Annotated in this window: 14 protein-coding genes; 6 read left to right on the top strand and 8 right to left on the bottom strand. The window is 72.0% G+C overall.

Annotated features, from left to right (window positions below; all coding sequences use genetic code 11):
* Positions 1–54: 54 nt before the first annotated feature.
* The gene (locus P6897_RS13555; RefSeq protein ID WP_282501473.1) at positions 55–4,104 is read left to right on the top strand and encodes an IPT/TIG domain-containing protein; all 4,050 of its coding nucleotides are present in this window, start codon (positions 55–57) and stop codon (positions 4,102–4,104) included.
* Positions 4,105–4,176: 72 nt separating this feature from the next.
* On the opposite strand, the gene glmM is transcribed toward P6897_RS13555, so the two are convergent.
* Genes glmM through rplM form a run of 3 tightly spaced genes read right to left on the bottom strand, consistent with a single transcriptional unit; the run spans position 4,177 to position 6,508 of the window.
* Positions 4,177–5,535, bottom strand: a complete 1,359-nt coding sequence (gene glmM, locus P6897_RS13560) for a phosphoglucosamine mutase (protein WP_112617877.1) — start codon at positions 5,533–5,535, stop codon at positions 4,177–4,179.
* Between the two features lie 5 nt (positions 5,536–5,540).
* Positions 5,541–6,032: a 30S ribosomal protein S9 gene (gene rpsI / locus P6897_RS13565; protein WP_023954328.1), complete on the bottom strand. Its 492-nt coding sequence runs from the start codon at positions 6,030–6,032 to the stop codon at positions 5,541–5,543.
* A gap of 29 nt (positions 6,033–6,061) precedes the next feature.
* Positions 6,062–6,508: a 50S ribosomal protein L13 gene (gene rplM / locus P6897_RS13570; RefSeq protein ID WP_112617876.1), complete on the bottom strand. Its 447-nt coding sequence runs from the start codon at positions 6,506–6,508 to the stop codon at positions 6,062–6,064.
* Between the two features lie 228 nt (positions 6,509–6,736).
* On the opposite strand from rplM, the gene P6897_RS13575 reads away from it, so the two are divergent.
* Entirely contained in the window at positions 6,737–8,434 is a 1,698-nt protein-coding gene (locus P6897_RS13575; RefSeq protein WP_282501474.1) for a PAS domain-containing sensor histidine kinase, read from the top strand.
* Positions 8,435–8,485: 51 nt separating this feature from the next.
* Complete coding sequence (locus P6897_RS13580) at positions 8,486–9,547, top strand: PAS domain-containing sensor histidine kinase (RefSeq protein WP_112617938.1); 1,062 nt, start codon at positions 8,486–8,488, stop codon at positions 9,545–9,547.
* Here P6897_RS13580 and P6897_RS13585 read toward each other — a convergent pair.
* Positions 9,539–11,173, bottom strand: a complete 1,635-nt coding sequence (locus tag P6897_RS13585) for an ATPase (RefSeq protein ID WP_282501475.1) — start codon at positions 11,171–11,173, stop codon at positions 9,539–9,541. The genes P6897_RS13580 and P6897_RS13585 overlap by 9 nt on opposite strands.
* A gap of 25 nt (positions 11,174–11,198) precedes the next feature.
* Positions 11,199–11,966, bottom strand: coding sequence for a CPBP family intramembrane glutamic endopeptidase (locus P6897_RS13590; RefSeq protein ID WP_240309639.1), 768 nt, complete (start codon positions 11,964–11,966; stop codon positions 11,199–11,201).
* A gap of 23 nt (positions 11,967–11,989) precedes the next feature.
* On the opposite strand from P6897_RS13590, the gene P6897_RS13595 reads away from it, so the two are divergent.
* The 3 genes from P6897_RS13595 to P6897_RS13605 all read left to right on the top strand — a co-directional run bounded on the left by P6897_RS13595 (position 11,990) and on the right by P6897_RS13605 (position 15,139).
* Positions 11,990–12,589 carry a low molecular weight phosphatase family protein gene (locus P6897_RS13595; protein ID WP_282501476.1) on the top strand — a complete coding sequence of 200 codons (600 nt, stop codon included), beginning with the start codon at positions 11,990–11,992 and terminating at the stop codon, positions 12,587–12,589.
* A gap of 96 nt (positions 12,590–12,685) precedes the next feature.
* A complete protein-coding gene (locus P6897_RS13600; RefSeq protein WP_282502598.1) occupies positions 12,686–14,212 on the top strand; it encodes a polysaccharide biosynthesis tyrosine autokinase in 1,527 nt (508 codons plus the stop codon).
* Positions 14,213–14,218: 6 nt separating this feature from the next.
* Positions 14,219–15,139 carry a hypothetical protein gene (locus P6897_RS13605; RefSeq protein WP_282501477.1) on the top strand — a complete coding sequence of 307 codons (921 nt, stop codon included), beginning with the start codon at positions 14,219–14,221 and terminating at the stop codon, positions 15,137–15,139.
* Positions 15,140–15,292: 153 nt separating this feature from the next.
* Here the strand turns inward: P6897_RS13605 and P6897_RS13610 are convergent, their stop codons facing one another.
* The 3 genes from P6897_RS13610 to P6897_RS13620 all read right to left on the bottom strand — a co-directional run bounded on the left by P6897_RS13610 (position 15,293) and on the right by P6897_RS13620 (position 18,399).
* Positions 15,293–16,945, bottom strand: a complete 1,653-nt coding sequence (locus P6897_RS13610; RefSeq protein WP_282501478.1) for an alpha-amylase family protein — start codon at positions 16,943–16,945, stop codon at positions 15,293–15,295.
* The gene (locus P6897_RS13615; protein WP_282501479.1) at positions 16,942–17,952 is read right to left on the bottom strand and encodes an LLM class flavin-dependent oxidoreductase; all 1,011 of its coding nucleotides are present in this window, start codon (positions 17,950–17,952) and stop codon (positions 16,942–16,944) included. Before P6897_RS13615 ends, P6897_RS13610 begins: the two co-directional genes overlap by 4 nt.
* 75 nt (positions 17,953–18,027) lie before the next feature.
* Complete coding sequence (locus P6897_RS13620) at positions 18,028–18,399, bottom strand: sigma factor (RefSeq protein WP_282501480.1); 372 nt, start codon at positions 18,397–18,399, stop codon at positions 18,028–18,030.
* Positions 18,400–18,507: the final 108 nt, after the last annotated feature.

The raw sequence follows: 18,507 nt of genomic DNA on the forward strand, positions 1-18,507 counted from the left end.
GGTCGCCCGCGTGACGATGGTCACGCGGCTCCGTTCGATGATGAGGGGGACCCGGTGGTCGATGCGAGCACGGGAACGAGGAAGCGGACCACGACCCGGAGGGGAGGACGCGCACCCGACCGGCCGCCACGACGCTGGCTCCCGTTCCTGGCGGCGGGAACAGCGCTCGGCCTGACGGCGGGCTCGCTGGGCGCCGGCGCGGCGATCGCGGCGCCCACGGACCGCGCGGAATCGGAGGCGGTCTTCCTGTCGAGCAGTGGAGCGCTCGACCTGGACAGCGTGGCGGCCCTCGCGGGCGCCTACGGCGCCTTCCCGCCGGCATCCGAGTCCTCCAGCTCGCTGGACCTCTCGCTGCTGAGCGCGATCGACATCGGCCTCGGGCTGCAGCTGTTCGGACCGAACAGCATCGTCGCGCTGGGCGCGACCGAGCAGTATCAGCGGAGCACCGCTGCCGAGGCGTACGCCGCGACCGGCCTGCTGGCAGCCGACGGCGCCATCGCCGTCGGGGACGGCAGCCCCGGCCAGAACACGACGCTCAACCTCACGCCCGTCCTCGGCGCCGTGGGGGCCGACGGGCTCATCAGCGAGCTGTCGGTGGAGCTGGGCGCGGTTTCGGCATCCGCTCTCGCGACCCGCGCGGCGGGCGGCGTGACGACCACCGGCGACTATCAGATCGCCAGCGGTCTCGTCTCCGCGAACGCGCCCGCCCTGACAGACCTCACCGCCGCGCTGGATGCCGACCTCGCGGCGATCGGCGAGTCCGTCACGGCGCTCGGTGCGACCGGCGGCCCCATCGACACGACGGTGGGCGGGCTGCTCGGCGGCATCGACACCGTGCTCGAGACCGCCCTCGGCGGCCTCGTCGACCTCGAGGACCCCACCGTGACCACGGGACTCGCTCTCGACCTCAGCGGGGTCCTGGACACGGCGACGGCGACTCCCTTCGTCTCCGGCCCGCTGACCGTGACTCTCAGCACGGGCGAGATCGTCATCGATCTCGACGAGGTGTACGACCTGAACGCGCTGGCGCCCGGGACCGAGCTCATCGACGCGGCGACCCTGAACGGCGAGGTGACGGCTGCGCTCAGCGACATCCTCACCGCTCAGCTGCCCGCACGCGTCGGAACGGCGCTGACCGCGACGCTCAACGGGACGGCGGCCACCATCGTGATCGACACCGGTGTCGCGGTCGCGCTGCCGCTGCTGCCCCCGAGCGTCGGCGACCTCACCATCAGGGTCGACGGCACCGTCGGCGGGCTGCTCGGCACGCCGGGCTCGGCCGCACCGGTCGTGACCGCTGACGGGACCCTGCTCGGACTGCCGCTCGGGCCGCTCGCCGACCCGATCGTCGATGTCGTGGTCGACTCGATCCTCCCGGCCGTCGGCGACCTCATCGAGACCGTGCTCAGCACCGACGCGGTCGAGGACCTGGTCACGACGGCGGCGACCGGCACCGTGACGACACTCGCGCCGCTGGTGGACGTGCTCCAGGATGTCGTGTCGCTCACCGCGAACGTCCAGGAGACCCCGGGCGACTTCCGCGACCCGCGCGGCTTCGACGACGGCTCCTTCACGCAGCGCGCGCTCGTCGTCGCCGTCGCACCCGCGCTCCTGGGCGTGGAGCTGAACCTCGCGTCCGCGACCGTGCGGGCCGTGCCGCTCGCTGTTCCGGCGGACCTGACGATCGACCCGGCTCGCGGCCCGGTGACCGGCGGAACCACCACCACCATCTCGGGAACGGGACTCGACTCCGTGACCGCCGTCGACTTCGGGGGCGTTCCGGCCGATTCGTTCACGATCAACCCGGACGGGACGATCACCGCCGTCACCCCGCCGCAGGCCGTGGCGGGAGTCGTTGCGGTGACCGTCACGAACGTCGACGGCGCCGATGACTCGCTCGCGTTCGAGTACTTCGACGTCACCGCCGTGGATGCGATCGCGCCGCCGTCGGGCTCGACGCTCGGCGGCGACACCGTCACGATCACCGGAACGTGTCTGACCGGGACGACCGCCGTCCTGTTCGACGGCGTCGCCGGAACCGGCCTCACCGTCGTCAGCGACACGCAGCTGACCGTGACGACACCGGCCGGAACCGCGGGCGTGGTCGACGTCGAGATCGTCAACCCCACCGACTGCGGCGGCACCGTCGTCGACGACGGGTTCGTCTACGTCGAGCCCGGCGCACCGACTCTCGCCACGATCACTCCGGAGCGCGGCACCGAGCTGGGCGGCACGGTCGTGACGATCACGGGTGAGGACTTCACCGGGACCACCGCGGTCACCTTCGACGGCATCGACGCCACCGACTTCGAGGTCGTCAGCGACACCGTCATCGAGGCCACGACGCCGGCCCACGCGCCCGGTGTCGTGGACGTCGTGGTCACGAACGAGGCGGGCGCGTCGGCACCGCTGGACTTCGAGTACGTCGACGTCGCCGAGATCGATGACGTCACCCCCGGCAGCGGGCCCGAGGCCGGCGGCAACACCGTCGTGATCACGGGAGACTGCTTCACCGGTGCCACCGGAGTCACCTTCGGCGGAATCCCCGCGACGAGCTTCACCGTCGACGGGCCGACCCAGATCACGGCGGTCGTCCCCGCGGGGACGGCCGGCGCCGTCGATGTCGTCGTGGTGGGTACGGGCGACTGCGGCACCGCGGAGATCCCCGACGGCTACGAGTACGTGGCGCCGCCGGTCGTGACCGACCTCGAGCCGGCATCCGGCCCCGAGACGGGCGGGACCGTCGTGACGATCGACGGCGAGGGCTTCACGGGCACCACCGGCGTCAGCTTCGGCGAGACGGCCGGCACGGACCTCGAGGTGGTCAGCGACACCGAGATCCGGGTGACGACGCCTCCGGGCGCACCCGGGACGGTTCCCGTGGTGATCAGCCACCCCGGCGGTGACGTCGTCGCGGGCGACTTCGAGTACCTGGACGTGCCCGCCGTGACGTCGATCGACCCGGCGACCGGACCCGAGGACGGTGGCACGGTCGTGACGATCATCGGCGAAGGCTTGCTCGGAGCCACCGCGGTCACGTTCGACGGGATCGCGGGCACCGACCTCGAGGTCGTCAGCGACACCGAGATCCGAGTGACGACACCCGCGCACGCGCCGGCACTCGTCGACGTCGTGGTGGTCCACCCGAACGGCGACAGCGCACCGTTCGACTTCACCTACGTCGCGGGAACGGAGATCGACGGTGTCACTCCTCCGGGCGGACCGGAGGAGGGCGGGAACACCGTCGTGATCACGGGCTCGTGCTTCACGGGCGCGACGGCGGTCCTCTTCGGCGGCGTGCCGGCGACGAGCTTCACCGTCGACAGCGACACGCGCATCACCGCGGTCGTCCCGGCCGGCACGGGCGTCGTCGACGTCGAGGTCGTGGGGGCTGCCGCGTGCGGCAGCGAGACGCTGCCGGACGGCTACGAGTACACCGATGAGCCGGTCATCGGCACGATCGCCCCGGATCGCGGACCCGAGACCGGCGGAACCGTCGTGACCATCACGGGCACGAACTTCACGGGGACGACATCGGTCACCTTCGACGGCGTCGCGGGGTCGGCTCTGACCGTCGTGTCGGACACCGAGCTGCGCGTGACCACTCCGGCCCACGCAGCCGGTGACGCCGCGGTGGTCGTGACCACCCCGGCGGGGTCGAGCGACGCGGGTGCGTTCACCTTCTACCCGGTCGCCGACATCGGCGGGGTCGCGCCGGGCACCGGCCCGATCTCGGGCGGAACGGTGGTCACCATCACCGGGCAGTGCTTCACCGGGGCGACCGCGGTGCTGTTCGGCGAGGTGCCCGCACAGTTCGAGGTGATCAACGACGGCGTGATCCGCGCGATCTCACCGTCGGCTGCGACGACAGGAACGGTGCCGGTCACGGTCGTGGGCGCGGGCGAGTGCGGCACGGCCGTCGAACCGGGCGCGTTCACCTACGCGGCAGGTTCGGCCGGGTCCGCGTCCGGATCGAGCGGCAACGGCAGCAGCTCTCTCGCTGCCACCGGTGGAGACGGCGACGGGGCAGGCGCGCTCGCGATGACGGCGCTGCTGCTCATGCTCGGCGGGGCGCTGATGATCGCGCGACGCCGGCTCGCCTGAGCCCTGAGCCCGACGGCACGAGCGGCCCTCTCCCCCGTGAGGAGGAGGGGGCCGCTCGGCTGTCAGGGCGACTCAGAGCGCGAGGCGGTCGGCCACGACGGCCGCGAGCTCGTCGGCGATCGCCTGGGCCTCGGCCTCGGTGGTCGCCTCAACCATCACCCGCACGAGCGGCTCGGTACCCGAGGCGCGCAGCAGCACACGGCCGGAGTCGCCGAGGCGCGCGGACGCCGAGGCGACGGCATCCTGCACGCCGGCGTCGCTCTCGACCCGGTCGCGATCGACGCCGCGGACGTTCACGAGGACCTGGGGATACACCGTCATGACGGCCGCGAGCTCGGCCGCGGTCTTGCCCTGCCGAGCCATCTCGGCGGCGAGGTGCAGCCCGGTCAGCAGGCCGTCGCCGGTCGTCGCGTAGCGGCTCATGATGACGTGCCCGCTCTGCTCTCCACCGAGCCCGAAGCGGCCCTGGTTCATCCGCTCCAGCACGTAGCGGTCGCCGACCGCGGTCTGCTCGACGGTGATGCCGTGCTCGGCCATGGCCCGGTGCAGACCGAGGTTGCTCATGACGGTCGCGACGAGGGTGCTGAACGGCAGCCGCCCCCGCTGCTTCATCGCCACGGCGAGGATCGCCATGATCTGGTCGCCGTCGATGACACGACCGTCGGCGTCGACGGCGAGGCAGCGATCGGCGTCGCCGTCGTGGGCGATGCCGATGTCGGCTCCGGTCCGGATCACCTCCGCTGCGACGCGGTCGAGGTGGGTCGAGCCGACCCCGTCGTTGATGTTGAGACCGTCCGGGTCGGCACCGATGACGGTGACCTTCGCACCCGCGTCGCGGAACGTCTGCGGAGACACCCCGGATGCCGCTCCGTGCGCGCAGTCGAGCACGACGTGCAGCCCGTCGAGGGTATGCGGCAGCGAGCCCAGCAGGTGGACGACGTAGCGGTCCTCGGCATCGGCGAAAACGCGGATGCGGCCGACGTCGGCGCCGGTGGGCTGGAGTTTGGGCCCGGCGAGGGCCTCCTCGATACGGCGCTCGACCTCGTCGGGGAGCTTGACCCCGCCGCGGGCGAAGATCTTGATGCCGTTGTCGGGCGCGGGATTGTGGGACGCGGAGACCATGACGCCGAAGTCGGCGTCGATGTCGCTGACGAGGAACGCCGCAGCGGGCGTCGGCAGCACCCCGGCGTCGAGAACGTCGACTCCCGAAGACGCCAGCCCGGCGGCGACCGCGGCGGAGAGGAACTCCCCCGAGACGCGCGGGTCGCGCGCCACAACGGCGGTCAGCCTCTTGCCGGCTGCCTTGCGCGCCTCCGCGATACGGCCCTGGCCCAGGACGACGGCAGTCGCCTGGGCCAGGGTGAGTGCGAGTTCGGCGGTGAGGGGGCCGTTGGCCAGCCCCCGAACACCGTCCGTACCGAACAGCGCCACGGAGCTTAACGCTTCGAGTACTGAGGAGCCTTACGGGCCTTCTTGAGACCAGCCTTCTTGCGCTCCTTGACGCGAGCGTCGCGCGAGAGGAAGCCGGCCTTCTTCAGGGTCGGGCGATTGTTCTCGGCGTCGATCTCGTTGAGCGCACGGGCGATGCCGAGGCGCAGCGCGCCGGCCTGGCCTGAGGGGCCGCCACCGGAGATGCGGGCGATGACGTCGTACGAGCCGGCGAGCTCGAGCACCGTGAACGGGTCGTTGATGAGCTGCTGGTGGAGCTTGTTCGGGAAGTAGTCCTCGAGCGTGCGCCCGTTGACCGTGATGGTGCCCGAACCGGGGATGAGGCGCACGCGGGCGATGGCCTGCTTGCGGCGACCCACGGCGGCACCGGGGACCGAGAGGACCGGACGGGGCGCGGCGGCTGCAGCAGCCTCCGAGGCGGGCGTCTCGGTCGAGTAGTTCTGGGGGGTCTCCTCGAGGGAGTCAGCGATCTTCGCCATCAGTGTTTCCTTGAGTGTTTTCGCGGCGCTTACTGGGCGACCTGGTCGAAGGTGTAGGTGGTGGGCTGCTGCGCAGCGTGCGGGTGCTCGGCACCGGCGTAGACCTTGAGCTTCGAGAGCTGCTGGCGGCCCAGGCTGTTCTTCGGGAGCATGCCGCGGATGGCCTTCTCGACCGCGCGGACGGGGTTCTTCTCGAGGAGCTCCTCGTAGGAGACCGACTTGAGGCCGCCCGGGTAGCCCGAGTGGCGGTAGGCCATCTTCTTCTGGAGCTTCTGACCCGTCAGGGCCACCTTGTCGGCGTTGACGACGATGACGAAGTCACCGGTGTCGACGTGAGGAGCGAACGAAGCCTTGTGCTTGCCGCGGAGGAGGACGGCGGCGTGCGAGGCGAGGCGGCCGAGGACGACGTCGGTTGCGTCGATGACCAGCCACTCGCGCTGGATCTCGCCAGCCTTGGGGGTGAAAGTGCGCGTCACAGTAGTGCTGCTTTCTTGAATCGAACGGAGGAGTTCGTGAATCCCGCTCCGGGGTGGTTGGTCCGAAATCGGACGAACACGCCAGTGGAGGGCTCACGTTCGTAGCGGCACGCCTGCGTGGCACGCGCACCAAAGAGACAGCGTACGCTATCTGTCGACGTTATCAAAGCCGCGCCTGTCCCCCCGGGCCGTCCTCGATCTCTCATGCACCCCGATCGGAGACCCCGGATGCCCCTGTTCGAACTGCGGCGCTCTCGCCTCGGTCGCATCCGCGTCTTCACCCGGGCGCAGCTGCCGTTCGTGGTCGGCACGTTCGTCGTGATCGTCGCGCTCGCCTTCGGAGCACCAGAGTCACTCTCGTCGCCGTTCATGTGCGCCGCGGTCGTGATCGTCATCCTCGCGTCGATGGCCGGCGCCCTCCTCCCGTGGGAGCGGTTCTCGCCCTCCTGGCTGGTCACCCTCGCCGTGACGGACATCGTCGCCGTCGCGCTCGTGCGCACCGAGGTGGTGTGGCTCCTGCCCGGTGTCAGCATGCTGGCGATCTTCCCCATCCTCTGGATCGCCTACGGCTTCCCGCCCATCGCCTTCACCGCCGCCGTGGGCGGGGCGGCGCTCATGACCTCGCTCCCCTTCTTCGTCCGCGGCAGCTGGCCGGTCACGCCGCTCGAGTGGGCGAACGTCTTCACCCTCCCGGGCCTCATCCTCGCCGTCGCCGTCGTCGTCAACATCGCCGCCCAGCATCTGCGGCGCAGCGGCCGCCGCCTGCGCGCATCCCACGAGGAACGGGAGCGCGCGCTCGCCCGGGCCCGCGACAACGAACTCGTCCTGCGCACGGTGCTCGACACCGTCCGCAGCGGTGTCGCCCTCTACGACGACGCGGGGCGGCTCATGCTCGCGAACCGCACCGCCGAGGACCTCTCCCGAGCGATGGGGTTCTCGCTCAGCGAGGCTCCCTACGCGGGTGACGCCGTGCTGGCGGCGGACCGCACGACGCCGGTACCCCATCATCAGCAGCTCATCCCCCGCGCCCTGCGCGGCGACAGGGTGAGCGACGCCGTCGAGTGGGTCGGTCCGCCGGCGGCGCAACGGGCCATCCTCGCCGACGCCGACCGCGTGCGCCGCGCCGACGGGACTCTCCTGGGCACGTTGGTGGTCGCCCACGACGTGACCGAGATGGCCGATGCCGCGCAGCTGCGACACGACTTCCTCCGCACGGTGTCGCACGAGCTGCGGACGCCGCTGACGAGCGTGACCGGCTACCTCGATCTTCTGACCGACCACGTCCGGCCCGACGACGCCGCAGCGACGCGCTACCTCTCGCTGGTCGAGCGCAACGTGCTGGTGCTCACCGACCGCATCAACGAACTGCTCGCCGCCGCGTCGACCGACACCGAGGTCTCGCCGCGTCCGGTGACACTCAGCGACCTGATCGCCTCGGCCGTGCGCGCCGTCTCGCCGCGCGCCGAGCGTCGCGGCAGCTCGATCCAGCAGATCGGTGCGACGCACGACCGGGTCGTGCTCGACCCGGTGCGCATCCGCCAGTCGCTCGAGGAGCTGCTGATCAACGCCGTGAAGTTCAGCCCGCCCTCGTCCGCGGTCGTCATCGGCCAGCGCGTCGACGAGTCGGGTGTGCACGTCGTCGTCAGCGACAACGGCCCCGGGCTCACCTCGATCGAGCGGACGCGCGTGTTCGATCCGTTCTACCGGACCCCCTATGCCCGGGAGAACGCGATCCAGGGCTTCGGCATCGGCCTCTCGGTCGTCCGCAACGCCGTCGTCGCGCACGGCGGCCGTGTTCGCGTGGGCGCTTCGGCATCGGGCGGCACGGCGATGGCGATCGTGCTGCCCGGTGCGGCGCACGACGATCGTGCACTCGACCACCCCGTGTCAAGCGCGGGCGGCACATTCGTCACGACGGAAGAATGACCTCGACGCTGAGATTCTCGACAACTCGGCCCGTTCGAGGTGACGACGACGATGAGCGCTTCCCCCTATGACCACGCCCGCGCGACGGGTGCCGTCCTCGCGGGCACGGCCACCGACTGGGCCGCGCAGGTGACGTCGGTCGCGATCGTCGAGCTCGACGACGCCGGCGTGGTGCGGTCATGGAACCCCGGGGCCGAGCGTCTGAAGCGCTACCCCGCGGATGAGGTCATCGGCACGTCGTTCTCGCGCTTCTACCGCCGCGAGGACCGCGAGCGCGGTCGGCCGGCGCGACTGCTCGCCGCCGCACGCACCGACGGGTCGGTCGAGGACACCGGCTGGCGGGTGCGCGGCGACGGCACGCTGTTCTGGGCGCACGTGCTGATCACCGCGGTCCGCGACGACGACGGCGAACCCGCGGGCTTCGTCAAGATCGTGCGCGACCTGAGCGAGGCCAAGCGCCTGGACGACGAGAAGGACGGCTTCCTGCGGGCCTTCGCCCACGACCTTCTCTCGCCGATCACCGCTCTGCGCGGCTACGTCGACCTGCTCGAGGACGAGATCCCGGAGGCGCAGTCGGGTCTGCTGCAACACGTCTCACGCGTGACCGACCACATCATCGCCATGGCCGCAGAGCTCTCGGCGCATGTGCGGGGAACCGACGGCGATGAGAGCGAGGAGACCGACCTGCTGACCCTCGCCCGTGAGGCGGCGGAACTCGTGCTGCCGGGCGACGTCAACGAGCGCGTGGATGTCCGCGGCGCCGGCCGCGCCCACGTCTCGACCGATCGCGCGCTCTTGCGACGCGCTCTCGCGAACGTCATCGACAACGCTGCCAAGTACAGCGAGGACACCATCGTCGTGTCGGTGTCGGAGGAGCCGGATGCCGCCGTGGTGACGGTCGCCGACAGCGGCCGGGGCATCGACTCCGACGACCTCGCCTCGATCTTCGAGCCCTATCACCGCGGCCGCCTCTCCGATCCGGGCGACGGCGGCACGGGCGTCGGCCTCGCGAGCGTCCGCGACATCGCGCGACGACTCGGCGGAGAGGCATCCATCGAGAGCATCAGGGGAACCGGGACGACCGTCACCCTGCGCCTGCCGCCCTCACAGTGACGGCAGCGTGATGACCGTCTCCAGGACGACGTCGTCGCCGTCCTGGTACACGCGTCGCCCGACGGTCCCGAGACCGCGTCCGGAAACGGGCCCGAGCCGCCCGGGCGACGACACCCGCAGCAGCAGCGAACCCGATCCGGTGACCCGCGCCACGACCCGGGCACGCCGCGCCCCGGAGTGCTTGACGGCGTTGACGAGCGCCTCGGTGACGACGGAGACGACGCGCTCGGCCGCGTCGGGGTCGCTCAACCGCAGCCGGACCGCGTCGTCGATGCGCTGCGTGACCGCGACGGCGGGCGCCCACGCCTCGATCAGGCGATCCAGCGACTCGCTCGCCGGCATCCGCTCGGGGTCACCGGACTCGAGGATCTCCTCGAACGCGGCCTCGGTACGGCACCGGAAGTCGTCCACCTCGTCGGGGGTCGGGGCGCGCTCGTCGACGCGGGCCGCGAAGACGACGCAGGCGCCCTGCGCGCGCCCGTGCAGCACGTCGATGGCGCGCCGCGGGCCCGCGCTCTCATCGATCTCGGCGGCCTCGCGTGCGACCTCGGCGAGCCCGGCCGCCGCCCGGCGCTCATCGGTACGGGCGCGCGACAGCGCGTCGCGGCAGAGGCCGACCAGCACCGCGACGACCGGGACGGCGAGCACGGGGACGAGGCCGAGCACACCGATGCGCGGGAGGAAGAGGTAGGTGACGACGCTCATCGCGCACCCGGCGGCGATCCACACCAGCAGGAAGACGACCGGACGCGGCGGCCGGGCCCACCGACGCACCGCACCGCCGGCGATGACATCGACGACGACTCCCCCCGCGATGCCGGCGAGGCCCACTCCGACGCCGCCGGCGGCGACGGCGTAGGGGAAGCACGCCAGCGCGTAGAGCGGCGCGACGCTGAACCACGGCGGCGCGACCAGCCGCATCGACAGGCCCGGGCCTCTCCCGTGCGACGCGGGGCCGGCCTCGCTCATCTCGTCGTCGCGCTCGCGCAACAGGCGGTCGATGCGGTGGCTGAGCCCGCGGACATCCTCCGAGAAGGTGCGGACGACGTCGAAATCGATCGGTCCGGCGAGCATGCGCTCGCGTGAGCGGCGCAGGGCCGCGATGCCCGCCACGAGCGCGGCGCGGGCCTCGGCCGCGACATGCTGCCGGTGCGCCTCCGCGCGCTCGACCCGCACGAGCGCCGCGCGCAACCGCTCGGCGGCTGCCCGTGCGGCGGCGTGACGCGACGTGATGACGGCGACGATGGACAGCAGCGCGAGCGCGGTGACGAGGTTGGTCGCGATCCGCGACGACGCCGGCCCGCTCGGGACGATGCCGAACAGGGCGGAGCTGATGGCGTCGTTGACGGCGGGACGGATCGTCGCGACGACGACGAGCGACGCCAGCACGACGACGCCGCGCGCGGGACGCGACGCGAGCCGCCGTTCGGCCGCGGCGACCGGGACGACCATCGCCGCGAGCACCGACCAGCCCAGGACGGCCACCGTGGCACCGCGCAGATACGCCTCGATTCCGGCGCCGCCGACGGACGGCACCGAGAACAAGCCGGCCACCAGCAGCGACACCGCCGCGCTCCACCGCGTGTAGAAGGCGCCTCCGGAGACTGCGTTCCACCAGGTCGTCATGCCGGCTCCGCGCTCTCCGGCGTTCTCAGCCCGCGAACGCCCCGACGAGGGCGAGGCCCACGCCCGAGAGGTTGAACACGACGTGTGCGACGACGCCGGTCCAGATGCGCCCGGTCAGGAGGACGAGGCCGGCGCACACGACCCCGACCAGCGCGATCGAGAGGACGCCGTCGACACCGAGGGCCCCGCCGACGAGATGACTCACGAGGAAGACGGCCGTCGACACCAGCAGTGCCGCCACGCCGGCCGTGGCCGGCCCCGCGGCCCGGCGCAGCAGCGTGTAGACCGCGACGAGCACGACCCCGCGGAAGAAGAACTCCTCGAGGACCGGGGCGACCAGCCCCGCGGCGGCGGCATCCGTCAGCCACCAGCTCGCGGGAAGCCGCCCGTCGACGAGCAGGAGCCCGGGGAAGCGGGCCTGCCCCTCGACCCCCTGCTGGATGAGCCCCTGCACCAGACGGAGCACGATGCCGAAGCCGAGCCCGATGAGGAGGTCGGCGGCTCGGAACCGGAGGAGACCAGCGGGTCGCGAGACGCGAAGCGCGAGGACGACGGGGATCAGCATCCCGAGCCAGAGCGCCGCCGTCGCGGCGAGGCCCGACCACGACGCCGCGGGCTGGAGCCACAGCACGAGATACCCCAGCAGGATTCCCGCGCCCAGGCTCACGAGCGCCCAGGCGAGCATCATCTCGCGCCACCGGCGCACGCTCGATCCGCCCTGGCGCCAGTCGACGCGACGGTGACGTGGGCGCCGCGACGTCGTCGCGACCGGCTCGCTAGGGTGGGTGTGCACGCGCCCACGTTAGCGGAGGTCCCATGATCGAGATCGCGACCATCTGCACGGGGAACATCTGCCGTTCGCCCCTGGCGGCTCTGATGCTCCAGACCCGTCTGGCCGGCCGGGGCGTGCGCGTCACGAGCGCCGGGACGCGAGGCCTGGCCGATCACGGGATGACGCCCGAGGCGCAGCGCCTGGCGCTGGCGCGCGGAATCTCGGCCTCGGATGCCGAGGCGCACCGGGCTCGTTTCCTGACCGAGCAGCACCTCGTCTCGGCCGACCTCGTCCTGGCGATGGCCCGCGAGCACCGGCGCGCCGTGGCGGAGCTCGTCCCCGCGCGGACACGCGTGGCGTTCACCGTGCGCGAGTTCGCGCGCCTGGCCTCGTCGCTGTCGGACGCCGCGCTGCAGGGGGCCGTCGCGACGGCGGCCGACCAGGATGCCGCGGGCAGACTGCGGGCGGCGGTCGCAGCGGTCGCGGGCCAGCGCGGCCTCGTCCTCCCGCCCGCCGATCCGACGGACGATGACGTCGTCGACCCCTACCGCCGGTCGTGGTCGACATATGAGACGTCGGCGGCGCAGCTCGATCCCGCGATCGACCAGGTGGTGCGCGTCGTGGCGGTCGCGACGACCTCCTGATCCGAGGTGCGCGATCCGACCCCGGCCGGAAACATGGCTGTGGCAGACTGATCCGAGTTTCCGCCGATGCCCTCGTGGCGCGCACCGAAGGGCAGCATGGAGCTCTCCGACTACATTCGCATCCTCCGCAAGAACTGGATCGTGATCCTCGTGGTCACCCTCGTCGGTGTGGGCGCCGCGGCCGCGTACTCGCTGACGCGCACGCCCACCTACGAATCGTCCAGCACGGTCTTCGTCTCGACGCAGACCTCCGGCAGCGTCGCCGAGCTGCAGCAGGGGTCGACGTTCGCGCAGGCGCGGATCAACACGTACGTCGGCCTCGTCTCGACGCCGATCGTGATGAACCCGGTGATCGCCGAGCTCGGCCTCGGGACGACGGCGGGCCAGCTCGCCGAGAAGGTGAACGCGAGCGCTGCCCTGAACACGACGCTCATCACGATCACCGTGGTCGACACCGATCCGGTCGCGGCGGCGGACATCGCCAACGCCCTGGCTGCGAGCCTGTCGGCGGCGGTCCCCGCGAGCGAGTCGGGCGCGAGCCCCATTCAGCTGTCGCGCGTCCGCGACGCCCAGCCGGCCCTCAGCCCGTCGAGCCCGAACGTTCCCCTCAACCTCGCGCTCGGCCTCCTCGTCGGCCTGGCGCTCGGCATCGGGATCGCGGTCCTGCGCACCGTGCTCGACACCCGCATCCGCAGCTCGCGCGATGTGGAGCAGGTCACCGAGTCGCCCCTCATCGGCGCCATCGCCTTCGACCCGAAGGCGAAGGACCGGCCGCTCATCGTGCACGCCGATCCGTTGAGCCCCCGCGCGGAATCGTTCCGCGCGCTGCGCACCAACCTGCAGTTCCTCGACATGGGTGGCCGCTCCAGCTTCGTCGTCACGAGCTCGGTGCCGAGCGAAGGCAAGTCGACCACGACCATCAACCTCGCGATCGCCCTCGCCGACGCCGGCAAGAAGGTCGCCCTGCTCGACACCGACCTGCGCAAGCCGAAGGTCGACGAGTATCTCGGCCTCGAGGGCGGAGCGGGCCTCACCGATGTGCTGATCGGCCGAGCACGCCTGGGCGACGTCATGCTGCCCTGGGGCGGTCGCAGCCTGTATGTGCTGCCGTCGGGCAAGATCCCGCCGAACCCGAGCGAGCTGCTCGCATCGCCCCAGATGCGTCAGCTGCTCGAGGTCCTGGAGCGCGACTTCGACGTGGTGCTGTGCGACGCCCCGCCGCTCCTGCCCGTGACGGACGCGGCCATCCTCGCCCGTGCGACCAGCGGAGCGATCGTCGGTGTCGCGGCGGGCCGGACGACCCGCCACCAGCTCACCGGCGCCATCGACGCTCTTCAGACCGTCGACGCCAAGGTCGCCGGCGTGGTGCTGACGATGGTGCCCACCCGCGGGCCCGACGCGTACTACGGCGGCTACGGCTACGGCTACGGCTACACGCAGGAGGAGAACGCGGCCCGCGAGGCTCGCCGCGGCAAGCCCGCCGCCCCGGCGAAGCAGCCGCGCGGTCGTCGGGGACGCCGCGCCGAGCCGGTCGAGACCGGTCCGGCTCCGACGCTCGATGACCTCGGCTTCCGCGCTCGCTCCTCCGACGAGTCCCGCCGCTCCGGTCCTTCTGCGAGCTGATGGCGCATGGCGCGACGTGACCTGACCGCACCGCCCATCGCCCGCGCGTTGTCGGTGGCCGGCGTCGGCGCGCTCGCGCTCGTCGTGGTCGCGCTCACGGCGCTGGCGCTGCAGCACGACCGCAGTCCGCAGCCGTCGGGCGCGCCGACCGCGGGCCCCGTGCCGACCTTCTCGTTCCGGGGGCCGGGGCCGGACGCGAGCGCTTCACCGTCGTCGAGCGCGACCCCCGCCACGGGCGGTGCCGAGGAGCGCTTCCTCGCTCGCTCAGCCGAGGGCATGCTGTGGCGCGCGACGGCGGGAGCCTGCGGCGCCGGCGAACCGGTCGTCGAGCGATCAGACGACGGCGGCACCACCTGGGTCGACGTCACCCCGCGTTCCCGCGGCATCGCTCAGGTCCGCGCGCTGTCGGGTCTGTCCGGCACCGAGGCCGAGCTGATCGCCGATGCGGCGGACTGCTCTCCCCAGCTGCTGCGGACGTACACGCAGGGCCGGTTCTGGGACCCGTACCCCGATCTCCTGGCGCGAGCGACCTATCCCTCGGGCTCCGCACCCACGGTGCTGGCGTCGCCCTCGGGCGAGGTCGCGCTCCCCTGCGCCACCCCCGCCAGCGTGCGAGTGGGGGCGCAGCAGACCGCGCTGGTATGCGACGGGGTCGCCCACACCCGCGTCGGCAGCGGTGCGTTCGCTCCTCTGCCGCTCGCGGATGTCGTCGCTCTCGATGTCCTGGGCCGCGAGACCGCGCTCGTGAGCGCCGGGACGGATGCCTGCGCGGGAACCTTGGCCCTGACGTGGGTCGACGCGGCGGGAACAGCCTCGACCCCGGAGTGCATCCCCGACAGCGATCCGGCCGCGCCGGCGGCGATCGCCGCTTTCGACGACGAGGTCATCGTGTGGTCGGGCGACGCCGTGACGACCATCGCCCGCTAGCGCCGACCGGGCCCGGAGGCGGGGAATGGACGATCCCCCCGGCCTTCCGTTCCCCGTCTCCCGGGCTCCCGTCCCCATCCTGCTCGCGAACCGGACGCCCACACCGCCCCCGGGGAGGATTTCACCCGAGGCTTCACCCGCGGATTAACCCCCTCAGCGCAGGCGCCCGTCACCCGGGCGCGTGACGCGCAGGCGGCGCGCACCGTAGCCGTCGAGCTCCATCGAGACCGTGGCCCCCTCGAGCGCCCAGCTCTCGCCCGAGGCGAGGCAGACGAGCTCGGTGCCGTCGGGCTCCTCGCCGAGGTCGATCTCGAAGGCGACCGGCTCCCCCGCGAAGTTGTGCACGGCGACGAATCGGCTCTCGCTCGTGCGGGCGCCATGCGCGAGTACGGACGGCGCGGTGGCGGGTACGAGCTCGAGGTCGCCCCAGCCGATCTCCGGGGACTGCCGGTAGCTCCGCGCGAGCCCGCGGACGAACGCGAACAGCGAGTCGGGGGCCATGAGCTGCGCCTCGACGTTCACGTGCTGGGGCCCATACGGCCCCTCGGGCGACGGCAGCGGATGCGCGCTCGCGGCGGCGGTGGAGAATCCGCCGTCGGGACGCCACTGCATCGGCACGCGGACGGCGTCCCGCTCGTCGATGTCGAGGTTCTCACCCATCCCGATCTCCTCGCCGTACAGCAGCACCGGTGTTCCGGGGAGCGAGAAGAGCAGGCTGTAGACGAGGCGGATGCGGCGCGGATCGCCGCCCAGCATCGCAGGCAGGCGTCGCCGAATGCCGCGCCCGAAGACCTGCATCGACTCCTCGGGGGCGAAGGCGGCGAAGACCTCTTCGCGCTCGGCGTCCGACAGCTGATCGAGGGTGAGCTCATCGTGGTTGCGGACGAAGTTCGCCCACTGCGAGATCGTCGAGATGTCGGGCCGGCTCTCGAGCGCGGAGCGCAGCGGCTGCGGGTCTTCTCGCGCGAGCGCGAGATACAGCGCCTGGTTGCTCGCGAAGTCGAACTGCATGTGCAGCTCGCCGTCGCCGTCGGCCCCGAAGTACGCGGCCTGCTCATCGTGCGGGACGTTGACCTCGCCCACGAGCATCGCCGCGCTCGAGCGCCGCTGGGCGAAGCGCCGCAGCGCGCGCAGGACATCGTGATCACGCTGCGGCTCGCGGCGCTCGGGCGAGGAGACGAACGAGGGCACCGCGTCCACCCGGAAGCCGGAGACTCCCAGCTGCAGCCAGAAGCCCATGACCTTCGCCAGTTCGCGCTGGACGGCCGGGTTCTCGGCGTTCAGATCGGGCTGGTGGGCGTAGAAGCTGTGGAGGTAGTACTGCCCGGTCTTCTCGTCCCACTCCCAGACGCCGTCCTCCTCGCCGGGGAACTGCGTCTCACGGGGGTCATCGGGGATGTCGTCCCGCCACACGTAGAAGTCGCGGTAGGGCGAGTCGCGGCTCTCGCGCGCCGAGAGGAACCAGGGATGCCGGTCGGAGGTGTGGTTCATGACGAGATCGACGATGACCCGGATACCGCGGTCCTCAGCGGTACGGATGAGCTCGACGAAGTCGCCGTGGGACCCCACCCGAGGATCGACCCCGTAGTAGTCCGACACGTCGTAGCCGTTGTCGCGTCCGGGCGTCGGGTAGAAGGGCATGAGCCACAGGCAGGTGACACCGAGGTCGGCGAGGTAGGGCAGCCGCCGAGCGAGGCCCTGCAGATCGCCGTCGCCGTCGCCGTCGTCATCGAGGTACTTCTCGACGTCCACGCAGTACAGCACCGCGTTCTTCCACCAGAGGTCGCTCGTGTCGGAGATCCTCATCGTGCGCCCCCGGGGAGGTCGGTTCTCGCGCCGAGCCGTTCGCGCAACGCGTGCAGGAGCGCCCCCGCCCGCTCGCCGAGGAAGGCGCGTTGGTCCTGGGAGATCTCGTGGATGTAGAGCCGGTCGAAACCGGTGGAGACGAGGCCGGCGAGGCGGTCCGCCAGCTCGGCGATGCCGCTCGGCGAGTCGACGCCGATGATGACGTGCTCGGCGAGTTCGGCGTCTGTGGGGTCGCCCGCGCGGGCCGCGAAGTCCTCAGGCTGAGCGATGTCCCACGCCTCCGGGGGCGTCACGACGCCGTGGAGCCACTGGTCGCGCACGAGCGCGGCGGCTTCGTCCGACGATTCGGCGAGGGCGATGTGGACCTGCAGGCACGTGGGACCGAGGCCGCCGGCATCCAGGTAGGCGCTGACGATCTCGGCGACCTGCTCGCGGATCGTCCCGACCGTGACGAGCCCATCGGCCCACCCGGCGGCCCAGCGCGCCGTCTCCGGCGAGGCCGCGGTGGCCATGAGCGTCGCCGGTCCGGTGGGCAGGCTCCACAGCCGGGCCTCATGCACGCGGACGCGGCCGTCGTGATCGACCTTCTCACCCGCGAGCAGCCCCCGCATGACGTCGACGCACTCCCCCAGGCGTGCTGTGCGCTCGTCCTTGGATGGCCAGGGCGCCCCCGTGACGTGCTCGTTGAGCAGCTCACCGCTTCCGAGCGCCGCGAAGTACCGGCCGGGGAACATCTCGGCGAGGGTGGCGATCGCCTGTGCGCTGACGACGGGGTGATACAGCTGCCCGGGAGTCGACACGGACCCGATGGGGAACCGCGTCGACGCGAGCGCTGCGCCCAGCCAAGCGATCGTGTTCCCGGAATGCCCCTGACGCGGCGTCCACGGGGCGAGATGGTCAGCGCTGAACGCCCCGTCGAAGCCGACGCGTTCGGCTTCGATGACGGCTTCCAGGAGCGCGCTGGGCGCGAGCTGTTCGTGCGAAGCGTGATATCCGATGAAGGCCATGCCCCAGTCTTTCGGTCCCGCGCACCCGACGACGTCGGGTTGCTCGATGCCGCCGGGTGCGGTACAGGCCGGCGCTCAGGCGGGCCCGCCCGTCTCGTGGACGCGTGTGAGCGCTTCGCGCAGCCCGGCCAGCCCACCGCGATCGAGGACGCAACGCCGGAGGTGCCCGAGGATCCACGCGCGGACCGGGGCCGCACCGGGGTCGTAGCGGCGGGCGTCGCGCCAGACATTCAGGAACGCTTCCCGCACCACCTCTTCGGCGGCCGCTCGGTTCGCGGTCAGCCGCAGCGCGAGCCCGAAGGCGGCGGCTGACGTCGCGTCGTACAGGTCGGCGAGCGCTCCCCGGTCGCCGGCGGCGACGGCGGTGAGAAGCGCGCCGAGCTCGGCGTCGGTGCCAGGACGCGCGGGCTCGTCCGCGGCCGTGTCCGGCGCGAGCAGGTCTGTCATGAGGGAATCGTCCGACACCGCGGACCGGGCAGGAAGCGCTTGAGTCTCGAGGCCGCCCGTGGTAGGCCGATCCAGTCATATGAATGGATCCGCGGCGCCGCACGCACA

The organism is Microbacterium sp. BDGP8 (genome assembly GCF_029991045.1).
Taxonomy (GTDB): domain Bacteria; phylum Actinomycetota; class Actinomycetes; order Actinomycetales; family Microbacteriaceae; genus Microbacterium; species Microbacterium plantarum.